The organism is Mycobacterium angelicum (assembly GCF_002086155.1).
In the GTDB taxonomy this organism is placed as follows: domain Bacteria; phylum Actinomycetota; class Actinomycetes; order Mycobacteriales; family Mycobacteriaceae; genus Mycobacterium; species Mycobacterium angelicum.
Genome location: NZ_MVHE01000106.1, coordinates 1 through 10,952 on the forward strand (window position 1 = coordinate 1; position 10,952 = coordinate 10,952).

The 10,952-nt window shown below is 69.3% G+C and carries 12 protein-coding genes and 1 riboswitch; of the genes, 5 read left to right on the top strand and 7 right to left on the bottom strand.

What is annotated here, in order from left to right:
- The 3 genes from BST12_RS34410 to BST12_RS27510 form a co-directional block, all read right to left on the bottom strand.
- On the bottom strand, window positions 1-1,038 hold a 1,038-nt coding region (locus BST12_RS34410), incomplete at its 3' end, for a PE family protein (RefSeq protein WP_281254844.1).
- Between the two features lie 127 nt (window positions 1,039-1,165).
- A complete protein-coding gene (locus tag BST12_RS27505; RefSeq protein WP_083116356.1) occupies window positions 1,166-2,815 on the bottom strand; it encodes a DNA repair helicase XPB in 1,650 nt (549 codons plus the stop codon).
- 9 nt (window positions 2,816-2,824) lie between these two features.
- A complete protein-coding gene (locus tag BST12_RS27510) occupies window positions 2,825-5,083 on the bottom strand; it encodes a helicase-associated domain-containing protein (protein WP_083116357.1) in 2,259 nt (752 codons plus the stop codon).
- Window positions 5,084-5,148: 65 nt separating this feature from the next.
- Between BST12_RS27510 and BST12_RS27515 the strand changes: the two genes are divergently transcribed.
- From BST12_RS27515 to BST12_RS27530, 4 genes are read left to right on the top strand one after another with little or no spacing between them, the layout of a single operon-like run.
- The gene (locus BST12_RS27515; protein WP_139801988.1) at window positions 5,149-5,349 is read left to right on the top strand and encodes a hypothetical protein; all 201 of its coding nucleotides are present in this window, start codon (window positions 5,149-5,151) and stop codon (window positions 5,347-5,349) included.
- Between the two features lie 7 nt (window positions 5,350-5,356).
- The gene (moaC, locus tag BST12_RS27520) at window positions 5,357-5,836 is read left to right on the top strand and encodes a cyclic pyranopterin monophosphate synthase MoaC (RefSeq protein WP_083116359.1); all 480 of its coding nucleotides are present in this window, start codon (window positions 5,357-5,359) and stop codon (window positions 5,834-5,836) included.
- Window positions 5,833-6,315: a MogA/MoaB family molybdenum cofactor biosynthesis protein gene (locus BST12_RS27525; RefSeq protein ID WP_083116360.1), complete on the top strand. Its 483-nt coding sequence runs from the start codon at window positions 5,833-5,835 to the stop codon at window positions 6,313-6,315. The genes moaC and BST12_RS27525 overlap by 4 nt, the downstream gene beginning before the upstream one ends.
- 49 nt (window positions 6,316-6,364) lie before the next feature.
- Window positions 6,365-6,790, top strand: coding sequence for a molybdenum cofactor biosynthesis protein MoaE (locus BST12_RS27530; protein WP_083116365.1), 426 nt, complete (start codon window positions 6,365-6,367; stop codon window positions 6,788-6,790).
- Window positions 6,791-6,794: 4 nt separating this feature from the next.
- Here the strand turns inward: BST12_RS27530 and BST12_RS27535 are convergent, their stop codons facing one another.
- The 4 genes from BST12_RS27535 to BST12_RS27550 form a co-directional block, all read right to left on the bottom strand.
- On the bottom strand, window positions 6,795-7,925 hold the full coding sequence (locus BST12_RS27535; protein WP_083116361.1) for a transglycosylase family protein: 1,131 nt from the start codon (window positions 7,923-7,925) through the stop codon (window positions 6,795-6,797).
- A gap of 9 nt (window positions 7,926-7,934) precedes the next feature.
- Window positions 7,935-8,154: riboswitch (cyclic di-AMP (ydaO/yuaA leader) on the bottom strand.
- A 213-nt stretch (window positions 8,155-8,367) separates the two neighbouring features.
- Window positions 8,368-8,625, bottom strand: coding sequence for a MoaD/ThiS family protein (locus BST12_RS27540; RefSeq protein ID WP_083116366.1), 258 nt, complete (start codon window positions 8,623-8,625; stop codon window positions 8,368-8,370).
- Between the two features lie 13 nt (window positions 8,626-8,638).
- On the bottom strand, window positions 8,639-9,712 hold the full coding sequence (moaA, locus tag BST12_RS27545; RefSeq protein WP_083116362.1) for a GTP 3',8-cyclase MoaA: 1,074 nt from the start codon (window positions 9,710-9,712) through the stop codon (window positions 8,639-8,641).
- Entirely contained in the window at window positions 9,709-10,113 is a 405-nt protein-coding gene (locus BST12_RS27550; RefSeq protein WP_083116363.1) for a YccF domain-containing protein, read from the bottom strand. The genes moaA and BST12_RS27550 overlap by 4 nt, the downstream gene beginning before the upstream one ends.
- A gap of 160 nt (window positions 10,114-10,273) precedes the next feature.
- Here BST12_RS27550 and BST12_RS27555 point away from each other — a divergent pair, with 160 nt between their 5' ends.
- Window positions 10,274-10,693, top strand: coding sequence for a cold-shock protein (locus tag BST12_RS27555; protein ID WP_083116364.1), 420 nt, complete (start codon window positions 10,274-10,276; stop codon window positions 10,691-10,693).
- Window positions 10,694-10,952: the final 259 nt, after the last annotated feature.

A 10,952-nucleotide genomic window follows, 5' to 3' on the forward strand; every position in this document is an offset into this window, starting at 1 on the left:
CATGCCGCCGGTGCCGCCGTCACCGCCGCCGCCGCCCGCCCCGCCGGTGCCATTGCCGGTGGCGTAGCTGCCGGCGCTGCCGTTGCCCCCGTGGCCGCCGGTCCCGCCGGCTCCGCCGGTGCCGCCGACGCCGCCGGATCCGCCGTTGCCGGCTAGCGTGCCGCCCAAGCCGCCGGCCCCGCCGTTGCCGCCGTTGCTGCCACCCCCGCCGTTGCCACCGATGGCACCGGCTAGGCCGCTGTCGCCGATGAACCCGGCGGCGCCCGCTCCGCCGGCCCCGCCGGTCCCCCCGGTGCCGAGCCAGCCGGCATTGCCGCCGGGACCGCCCGGGCCACCGGCGACGGCGGGGTTGAACGAGGGCGCACCAGGGGCTCCGGGCCCACCATTGCCCATCAACAGGCCGCCGTTGCCGCCGCCGCCACCGGCGCCGCCGGAGCTGGCCAGGGCAACGCCGCCGGACCCGCCGTTGCCGACGAGCCCGGCATCGCCGCCCCGACCGGCGGCTGTGGTGGCCGTGGCCGCCGCGCCGGTCCCTCCGTTGCCGAACAACCAGCCACCAGCCCCGCCGGTGCCGTCGTTGACACCGGCGATCCCGGTGGCGCCGTTGCTGATCAGGCCGCGTCCGGTCAGTGCAATGAAGGGTGCGTTGAGCACCGGATCGACTACCGCGCCAAGTGGGCTGTTGAGCCACGCCTGGCCGATCTGCTGAACGGAATCCACCAGCAGCGACCCAGCCCCGCCCGCTGCTAACCCGGTCCAGGATGCGTTGGTGGCTTCGGCGGCGGCCAGCGTGTACCCGGCGCCGGTCAGCGTGTGTACGAACTGCTCGTGAAAGGCCGTCGCCTGCCTACTGATCGCCTGATATTGCTGCGCGTGGCTGCCGAACAGTGCCGCGACCGCCGCCGAGATCTCGTCGCCGGCGGCGGCTGCCAACGCGGTCGTCGGTGCCGCCGCGGCCGCGTTGGCCGCCCCGATGGTGGACCCGATTCCCGCCAGCTCCGTGGCCGCGGCCACCAGCATCTGCGGCGACGCAATCACAAACGACAACTCGCACCTCGTTCACGTCGGAAGGCACAAACCGAATCGCTCGCTATCCGTTCAGTGCTAAGACGCTATCGCCTTCGTGCCCAACAGATAGGAATTCGTCGGAAGATTCTGGTGCGGTCTAAATGGCCGGGCCGAGTAAGTCGTCGGCGTCGCGGATGATGTAGCCGTAGCCCTGTTCGGCCAAGAAGCGTTGCCGGTGTGCGGCGTATTCGGCGTCCAGGCTGTCGCGGGCCACCACCGAGTAGAAGATGGCACCGCCGCCGTCGGCCTTGGGCCGCAGCAGCCGCCCGAGTCGCTGTGCCTCTTCCTGGCGTGAGCCGAACGTGCCCGAAACCTGTACCGCCACAGAGGCTTCCGGTAGGTCGATGGAGAAGTTGGCCACCTTGGACACCACCAGCGTGGTGATCTCGCCGCGGCGGAAGGCGTCGAACAGCGCTTCGCGTTCCTTGGTCTTGGTGGCGCCCTGGATGACCGGTGCATTCAGCTCGGCGCCCAGCTCGTCAAGCTGATCGAGGTAGGCGCCGATCACCAGGGTCTGCTCGCCGGGGTGCTTTTCCAGAATCGATTTCACCACAGCGATTTTGGTGTGCACCGTCGAACACAGCCGGTAGCGCTCTTCGGGTTCGGCGGTGGCGTACATCATCCGCTCGTTGTCGGTCATCGTCACCCGAACCTCGACGCATTCGGCCGGTGCGATCCAACCCTGCGCCTCAATGTCTTTCCACGGCGCGTCATAGCGCTTGGGGCCGATCAGGGAGAAGACGTCACCCTCGCGGCCGTCTTCGCGGATCAGGGTGGCGGTCAACCCAAGCCGTCGCTTGGACTGCAAATCGGCGGTCATCCGGAACACCGGCGCGGGCAGCAAGTGCACCTCATCGTAGATGATCAGCCCCCAGTCGCGGCTGTCGAAAAGCTCCAAATGCCGATACTCGCCCTTGGAGCGGCGGGTGATCATCTGATAGGTCGAGATGGTGACCGGCCGAATCTCCTTGCGCTCACCGGAGTATTCGCCGACCTCATCCTCGGTCAGCGAGGTGCGCGCAACCAGCTCGCGCTTCCATTGGCGGGCGGCCACGATGTTGGTGACCAGGATCAGCGTCGTCGCACTGGCTTTCGCCATCGCCGCCGCGCCGACCAGCGTCTTGCCCGCGCCGCAGGGCAGGACCACCACACCCGAGCCGCCGGCCCAGAACGAGTCGGTGGCCATCTGCTGGTAGTCGCGCAGGTGCCAGCCGTCCTGCGCGAGGCTGATCGGATGCGCCTCGCCGTCTACGTAACCGGCGAGATCCTCTGCGGGCCAACCGGTTTTGAGCAGCATCTGCTTGACCCGGCCACGTTCGCTGGGGTGCACGACGACGGTGTCGTCGTCGATGCGGGCGCCCAGCATGGGCGCGATCTTCTTGTTGCGCAGCACCTCTTCGAGCACCGCGCGATCCAGGCTGACCAGCGTCAGGCCGTGCACGGGACTCTTGACCAATTGCAGGCGGCCGTAGCGGGCCATGGTGTCGACGATGTCGACCAGCAGCGGCTGCGGCACCGCGTAGCGGGAAAAGCTCACCAGCGCATCGACGACCTGCTCGGCGTCGTGGCCGGCCGCGCGGGCATTCCACAGCGCCAGCGGCGTGATGCGGTAGGTGTGCACGTGCTCGGGTGCGCGTTCCAGCTCGGCGAACGGCGCGATCGCGGCGCGTGCCGCGCCGGATAGCTCATGGTCCACTTCGAGCAGCACCGTCTTGTCGGACTGCACGATCAACGGTCCGTCAGTCATAACCGTCCATTATCCGTCGTCGGCCGACACCACCGACGTGATGCGGTGGATAGCGAACTCGCGCAGCTTTCCCGAAGCCGAATCGAACGCCGTGAGCTGGCCGCCCCGGATCAGGATGGGCGAAACCACCCGCTGGGTGGCCACCCCGGCGGCATCGAGGTAGCCGATCAACACCGTGTCCTGATCCCTGGCAGCGCGCTGCAGCAGCGACATCGCGACCGCGGGGTCGACCCGGATGTTTCCGAACGGCGCGGCGGTCACCTTGCGCAGTACCGAGACGACGGCGTTGAGGGTCTCGCTGTTCGGTCGCGGCGCCGGACGGTAGGGACGGCGTTGCTGCGGCGCGGGCACCCGTGCGCCGCGGGGCCTGATGTCCACGATGGCGCCGGTGGAATCCTCGGCGGCCGGGGAAAATCCGGCGGCCCGCAACCCGGCGAGTACCTCCGATATCGGCGCGGGAGATACCGCCACCGTCGGCGCCAGAGCCCGCAGCGCAAGGCCTTCGACTGCGGGCGACGCCACGGCCTGGGCCAGCAGGGCCGGATCCTCGCACCGCACGAACGAAGCTGCCATACCGATCCGAAGCTGCCCGTGCCGGCGCGCGACGTCATCGATCAGATAGGTAAGCCCTTGCGGCACCGGCGTTTTGGAATGGTTGGCGAATAGCGTGTGCATCCAGTCGCGAGTCTTGCCGATATCGAGCGCATGCCGGATCGACTGCTCGCTGACTCGGTACACCATCGCCGCGCCGGCCGACTCGACGGTGGCAACCGTGGCCAGGGCGTCGGCCAGGTCGCGATTGAGCGGCCCGGGTACCACGACGGTCAGGTCGGCCTGGACCAGAAAGTGGTCGATCGGTTTGGGCAGTGCCCGCGTCATTGAGTCGACGACGGCGGCCGGGTCTGCGCCGTCGTCCAGCAGCGCCCGGCCGGGACCGCTGATCGCTCCGCGACCCACCAGACCCAGCGCGTGACCCTCGTTCAGCAAGTCGGCGACGGGATCGGGCTGCAGCCGTCGGGCCCAGCGTGGCCGCCGCCAGATCAGCGTCGCCGACGCCGACGTCGCGTCCACGCCTGCGCCGCCCGGCAGTTCGGCGAGCATGCCCAACAGCAGCCGGCGATCCAGCGGCGCGGCCGTGGAGAACAATGAATCCGACAGTGCGCCATACGGTTTGGCGTCCGGTCCGCGACTGCCGATCAACGCCGGCCGGCCGGGTAGATCCAGCCAGGTGCTGGCCAACAGGTACCAGCGCTCGGCCGGAGTCATCGAGGTGAGCCGGTCGACCGTCGCCGTCGGCGCCCAATACGGGCTCTCGCCGTGCAGTGGTTCGGGATCGGGGATGCCGCTGGCGATCAGTCCGGCCGCGGCCGCGATCTCGAGGATCAGGCCCAGCCGCGGCTCGTCGATTCCGGTTGTCTTGGCCAGCCGCTTGAGTTCCCGTATTCCCAGCCCGCCGCTGCGCAGCTCGGATACCGGTGTGGCACTGAGGTTTTCGAGCAGCACTTCCAGCTCGCGCAGCAGATCGATGACGGCCCCGGCCGCCGCGGCGTCGGCGTCGTCGGGCGTGGTGGTGGATACCACCGGGTCGGGCGCGGTGAGTTGCAGCGGACCCGGGTGCTCACCGCGCAACACCTGCCCGACGTGCCGCGGCAAGATCACCGTCTCGGCATCGATGCGGCGCAGCAGACCCGTCGCCAGCAGCCGCGGCACGGGCCGGTCCGGTGCCGCGCCGGGTGCCGCGTCGCGGGTACGCCCCATGGGCGATCCTTCGAGCAACTTCTCCAGCACGTCGCGCTGCGACTCGTCGAGGTCCTCGATCAGCGCCGCGATCTCTTCGCCCGATCGCGACCGATCCTCAAGCGTGACCTGTCCGGCGTGCCAGGGCAGCGCCGTGGCGGCGTCGGAGGCCACCCGGACCGCGGCCTCGCCCCACACCAGGGCACGCAGCTTGAGGTCGTCCAGCGCGGCAACGACGTCAGCCTGGGGCGCGTGATCGCCGATCAGGGCCAGCAGCTTGGCGACCGGCACCGGCTCGGTATCGGCCTGCAGCACCAGCAACGCGTCGAGCACGGCCAGCCGCAAAAAGTCGAGTTCGTCGGTGGCGGCTTTGACCGATTGCCTGGCCTGGGCGCGCGCGGCGAGCGCGGCGATGCTGCCCGGCGGCGGCTGGGCAAGGTCGGGCCGCAGCTCCAATAGCAGGATCAGCCGCTCGTCGGGCAAGTCGGCCAGCCAGGACCCCAGCGGGATATCCGGCGTGTGTTCGGTCATTGCTGATCAGCGTAGGCCGCAACCTTTCGCCGCGGACGGGTGCGGGACCTGTCAGAATGGACCCCGTGGCTGACAATGGTGAAGGCAAGGCACGCAAGACCAAGTACGTGGACAACGGATGGCCGACCACCGATCCGGACGACCATGCCGTAAGCGAACTCGTGACCGACCGCACCGGTGCGCTGTCACCCTTCGGTGAAATAGTGTTCCCGGTGCCCGCGACGGACCTGCCTTACGTCCACCCGGTAACAGTTCGCGGCTGGTAGCCGGGGGATGGCCAGGTCAAGCGCGCTGTCGCACCTGGACGAGCGGGGGGCCGCGCACATGGTCGACGTCACCGACAAGGGAGCGACCAGGCGCACCGCCGTCGCGGCCGGCGCTCTGCGTACGTCGGCAGAGGTGGTGTCGCTGATCTCGACCGGCGGCCTGCCCAAGGGCGACGCGCTGGCCACCGCACGGGTGGCAGGGATTCTGGCGGCCAAACGCACCAGCGACCTCATTCCCCTGTGCCATCAGTTGGCGCTCACCGGCGTCGACGTCGATTTCGGCGTCGGGGAGTCGGATATCGAGATCACCGCGACCGTGCGCAGCACCGATCGAACCGGCGTCGAAATGGAGGCTCTGACGGCTGTGAGCGTGGCGGCGCTGACTCTTTACGACATGATCAAGGCGGTTGACCCGGCCGCGCGCATCGATGACATCCGGGTGTTGCGCAAAGACGGCGGCCGCAGCGGAAGCTGGGTGCGCCAGTGACTAGTCGGTCGGCTCGCGTCGTCATCGCCTCGACCCGCGCATCGGAGGGTGTCTACGCCGACGAGTGCGGGCCCATCATCGCCGAATGGCTTTCCCAGCGCGGTTTTTCGACCGCCGAGCCGCGCGTTGTCGCCGACGGCAACCCGGTGGGCGACGCGTTACATGACGCATTGGAAGAGGGCGTAGACGTAATCATCACCTCCGGCGGCACCGGCATCTCGCCCACCGATAGCACCCCGGAGCAGACCGTGGCGGTGCTGGACTACATCGTTCCCGGCCTAGCCGACGAGATTCGCCGCTCCGGTTTGCCGAAGGTTCCGACGTCGATACTGTCGCGCGGCGTGTGTGGTGTTGCCGGCCGGACCCTGATCGTCAACCTGCCCGGTTCCAAGGGTGGGGTTCGCGACGGCCTCGCGGTACTCGAGGGTGTGCTCGACCATGCCCTCGACCAGCTCGCCGGCCAAGATCACCAGCGATGACGCGCGCCGACGACGATGCAGCGCGTAGCGATGAGGAGGAGTGGCGCTGATGACGGTGGTCGTGCGCGCCGCGCTGACCGACCAGCCGATCTTTTTGGCCGAGCACGAGGATCTGGTCGGCCATCAATCCGCGGGAGCCGTGGTGGGATTCCTCGGAATGATCCGCGACCACGACGGCGGACGCCAGGTCGTGCGGCTGGAATACTCCGCGCACCCGTCGGCCGCTCAGGTCCTTGCTGACGTCGTCGCCGAGGTGGCGCAGCAGTCCAGCGGGGTGCGGGCCGTGGCGGCCAGCCACCGAATCGGCGTACTACAGATCGGGGACGCCGCCTTGGTCGCCGCCGTTGCCGCCGACCATCGACAGGAAGCCTTCGCCACCTGTGCGCGTTTGGTCGACACCGTTAAGGCGCGGCTTCCGGTGTGGAAGCACCAGTTCTTCGAAGACGGGTCCGAAGAATGGGTGGGTTCGGCCTGAGCTCTTAGGCGATTGCGTACGGCTGAGCGAGCGCGTCCAGCGCGTCGTTGCCGCTGACGTCCTGCGCCCGGATCGCGTCCCACAACTTCTTGGTGTAGGCGACGGTCGAGACCTGGTGGATTTCCACCGGAGCGTCGGCTTCCGGGGCGGGCGGCACGTCGGCCGGCTGTGGATCGGCCAGCTGCGTCCCTGCCTCGATGACTCCGCGGGCCGGCTGCTGGTCGGCCGGAGCGGGCGGCAGGTCGGCCGGAGCGGGCGGCAGGTCGGCCGGAGCGGGCGGCAGGTCCGCCGGAGGAGCGGGCGGCAGGTCGGCTGGAGCCGGAGCCGGAGCCAGGTCGGCCGGAGCCGGAGCCAGGTCGGCCGGAGCGGGCGGCAGGTCGGCTGGAGCCGGAGCCGGAGCCAGGTCGGCCGGAGCGGGCGGCAGGTCGGCCGGAGCAGGAGCCAGGTCGGCCGGAGCGGGCGGCAAGTCGGCCGGAGCCGGCGGCAAGTCGGCCGGAGCCGGAGCGAGCTCAGCGGGAGCCGGCGGCAACGCGTCGGCGGGAGCCGGAAGCTCGGCCGGCGGCGGCAGCTCGGCCGGCGGCGGCAGCTCAGCGGGAGCGGGAATGTCGTTGCCGACCAACTGCACGCCGGGAGCCGGGTCAGCAGGCGCGGGGTCGGCGGGCGCCGGCGGTGCCGGGTCGGCCAGCGGGGCCGGCTCACCGTTGACCTCAGGCGCGTCCAGCGGCCCGTTCAGGCCGGCCGGAGCGGGAACTTCGCGGGGCGTCGCGCCGGACAGCCCGTGGCCGCATACCGGCCACGCGCCGCGGCCCTGGGTCGCGAGAACACGCTCAGCGACGGCGATCTGCTGCTCGCGAGTGGCCATCTGGGCAGATGGGGCGAACTCGCCGCCGCCGTGCGAAGCCCAGGTGCCGGGGGTGAACTGCACGCCGCCGTAGTAGCCGTTACCGGTGTTGATGGCCCAGTTGCCGCCGGATTCGCAGCGGGCGACAGCGTCCCATTCGCCGTCGGTCGCGGCGTTCGCCTGACCGGCCAGCGCCATGCTGCCGATGCTGCCGCCACCGAGCACCGCGCCGGTGAAGGCGATCTTGGCGACGCTGACGCTCGAAGTCGTGGGCTTACGGTGACGTCCACTCATACGCTCAGAAATTCCTCTCGGTACACGCCTACGAGGTCAGCTGTCGGGTTCGGGTTGGATCACATCCAGAGAGGTCACCCGGCCAGCGTCGTACAACGGTGAACGACGTCGGCTTCACCCCAAGGAGCCGCAAGCGGCCCCGATCCGGTCGGTGGATCTGGTGGGTCCCCCGCCTCCATCCGCGGTCGGAATCCCTCGCCTACTGGATGGAGCTCGGCGTGATGCTTAGGCAGGGAAGGCAAGTCATTCGGGTTGGCTGTCTTGCCTTCCGAGAAAGGTAGCGGCTTCTGTCGATCTCGTCACTGTGCAGAAACGCTGCGTTTCCTGCTCGGTCACTAGGCAAAGTGCCTGCGGGAGCAGGTGTTTGCGCAGCTCATAGCACCCGAAATCGAAGCGTGGCCGGGTTGTTATCGTTCCGTTACGTGAGATATTTCACAGCGCCTCAGCCGCCCGCGAAGGGGGGGAGTACGTCAACCGTGTCGCCGGCCGATAACGCTACGGCGTCGTCTCGGACGGCAATTCCGTCGCGGAGATACGAGCATCGGCTCAGCACCGTCGCGAGGTTTGCGCCCCGGGCGGCCAGCCCGTCGACCAACTCGGCGACCGTTGCGCCGGCGCGCAGCGTCACCGTTTCCGACTCGAGGCCGGCGGCCGCGCGCGCCGCCGCGAAATAGCGGACGGTCACTGGAATTCCGTCCATCTGCTCGGCCACGTCAGCCACCGATGGCGCTCATCGGGCGGTCGGGCTGGATGAAATTGGGGTCGTTGATGCCGTGGCCGGCGGGCTTTCTCCACATGGCGGCCCGCCAGGCCGCCTCGATCTCGGCGTCGTCGGCTCCGCCGCGCAGCAGCCCGCGCAGGTCGGTCTCCTCGGCGGAGAACAGGCAGCTGCGGATCTGCCCGTCGGCGGTCAGCCGGGTGCGGTCGCAGGTCGAGCAGAAGGCGTGCGACACCGAGGCGATGATGCCGACCTTTCCGCCCGGTGTGTCTGGGCCCGCTGCCACCTGCCACAGTTCGGCCGGCGCCGAGCCGCGCGGTGCCGGGTCGGGCGTCAGCTGGAAGTGTGGGCGTAGCGCGGCCAGCACGTCATCGGCGCTCAGCGCGGCGTTGCGGCGCCACTGGTGCCCGGCGTCCAGCGGCATCTGCTCGATGACCCGCAATTGGTAACCGTTTTCCAGGCAGAACCTCAACAGCTCGACCACGTCCTGGCGCCCGGTGGCGGGATCCAGCACGGCGTTGACCTTGACCGGCGCCAGGCCGGCCTCCTTGGCGGCGGTCAGCCCGGCGAGCACGTCGGCGAGCCGGTCGCGGCGGGTGATGGCCGCGAAGTGGGCGGGGTTCACGCTGTCCAGCGACACGTTGACCCGGTCCAGGCCGGCTTGCGCAAGCGCGGTTGCCCGCCGCGCCAATCCGACCCCGTTGGTGGTCAGCGAGATTTCCGGACGGGGTTCCAGCGATGCCGCCGCCGCGATCACCTCTTCGAGGTGGCGGGCCAGCAGCGGTTCGCCACCGGTGAATCGCACGCTGGTGACGCCGAACCGGGTGACCGCGATGCGCATCAGCCTGGCCAGCTCGTCGGCGCGCAGCAGTTGCTCGCCGGGCAGCCAGTCCAGGCCCTGTTCGGGCATGCAGTAGTTGCACCGCAAGTTGCAACGGTCGGTCAGCGAGACCCGCAGATCGGTAGCGGCCCGGCCGAAGGTGTCCAGCAGGGGGCCCTCGGCCGGTGCGCCCTGCAGCGGGGCCGCCCGGTTGCGTACCGTCGGCAACCCCAGCGCGGTCAGTGTCATGCGGGCACCCGTTCGGGACGGGCCGGCGAGCCGGCGGGGACGATCTCTTTGCCCAGCGGAACCAGCGACACCGGGATCAGTTTGAGGTTAGCCAGCGCCAGCGGAATCCCGATGATGGTGACGGCCATTGCCGCCGCGCTCACCAGGTGCCCTATTGCCAGCCAGAGCCCGAACAGCAGTATCCAGATGACGTTGCCGATCACGGCACCTGCCCCGGCGCTTGGCTTTTCGACGATCGTGCGGCCAAACGGCCACAAGGCGTATGAGGCGATGCGCAGCGCCGCGAAGCCGAACGGGATGGTGACGATGAGCAGGAAGCAGACAAGCGCCGCGACCAGGTATCCGAGGGCCAACCAGAGGCCACCGAATACCAGCCAGATAATGTTCAGGACTAGGCGCATATCTCCTCCAGCGGTAATGCCAGCGTACCGAGTAACCGATCAACTGGGGTGCTTGGTGGCTGGCCAGCCGAGTAGGATCTGAGATCGTCATCGCGTCCTGCGCAGGCGGGGCGCGTCTTCTGTTGCCCCCAATGACCCGTTAGACAAGCAGGTGAGACCAGTGCCGACTGGCAAGGTGAAGTGGTACGACTCCGAAAAGGGGTTCGGCTTCCTGTCGCAGGAGGACGGCGAGGACGTCTACGTCCGCTCCTCGGCGTTGCCCGCCGGTGTCGAAGGACTCAAGGCGGGTCAGCGCGTGGAGTTCGGTGTTGCTTCCGGACGGCGTGGGCCACAGGCGTTGAGCCTCAAGCTGCTTGATCCGCCGCCCAGCTTGTCCAAGTCGCTGTCGCGCCCGCGCCGCGAGGCGCCGGCCGAGCACAAGCACACTCCCGACGAGTTGCACGGCATGGTCGAGGACATGATCACGCTGCTGGAGAGCACCGTGCAGCCGGAGCTGCGCAAGGGGCGTTATCCGGATCGCAAGACGGCCCGGCAGATCTCCGAGGTCGTCAAGGCCGTGGCGCGGGAGCTCGAGGCCTAACCCGGCTGCTAGGACGCTGGAGCGCCGCGCTGGATTCGACTGTGCGCGTGGGGTTTTGAGTGTGCGCGTAGGGCGCAATCGCTGCTCTTTTTCCGCCAGGGACGCACACTCGACGCCGGTGAGCTAGCCACGCGACCGTCAGTTTCCGGGTGAGCCGCCGGTGCCCGTCGAACCCTTGGTACCCGTGCTGCCGGTCGCGCCCGACAGGCCTGTCAGGCCGGTACCGGTGCTGCCGACGCCGCCGGCCCCGCCGGCCCCG

Coding starts and splice junctions, on each gene's coding strand:
- BST12_RS27505 (WP_083116356.1), bottom strand. CDS start 2,815: ATGACTGACGGACCGTTGATCGTGCAGTCCGACAAGACGGTGCTGCTC.
- BST12_RS27510 (WP_083116357.1), bottom strand. CDS start 5,083: ATGACCGAACACACGCCGGATATCCCGCTGGGGTCCTGGCTGGCCGAC.
- moaC (WP_083116359.1), top strand. CDS start 5,357: ATGGCCAGGTCAAGCGCGCTGTCGCACCTGGACGAGCGGGGGGCCGCG.
- BST12_RS27530 (WP_083116365.1), top strand. CDS start 6,365: ATGACGGTGGTCGTGCGCGCCGCGCTGACCGACCAGCCGATCTTTTTG.
- BST12_RS27535 (WP_083116361.1), bottom strand. CDS start 7,925: ATGAGTGGACGTCACCGTAAGCCCACGACTTCGAGCGTCAGCGTCGCC.
- BST12_RS27540 (WP_083116366.1), bottom strand. CDS start 8,625: ATGGACGGAATTCCAGTGACCGTCCGCTATTTCGCGGCGGCGCGCGCG.
- moaA (WP_083116362.1), bottom strand. CDS start 9,712: ATGACACTGACCGCGCTGGGGTTGCCGACGGTACGCAACCGGGCGGCC.
- BST12_RS27550 (WP_083116363.1), bottom strand. CDS start 10,113: ATGCGCCTAGTCCTGAACATTATCTGGCTGGTATTCGGTGGCCTCTGG.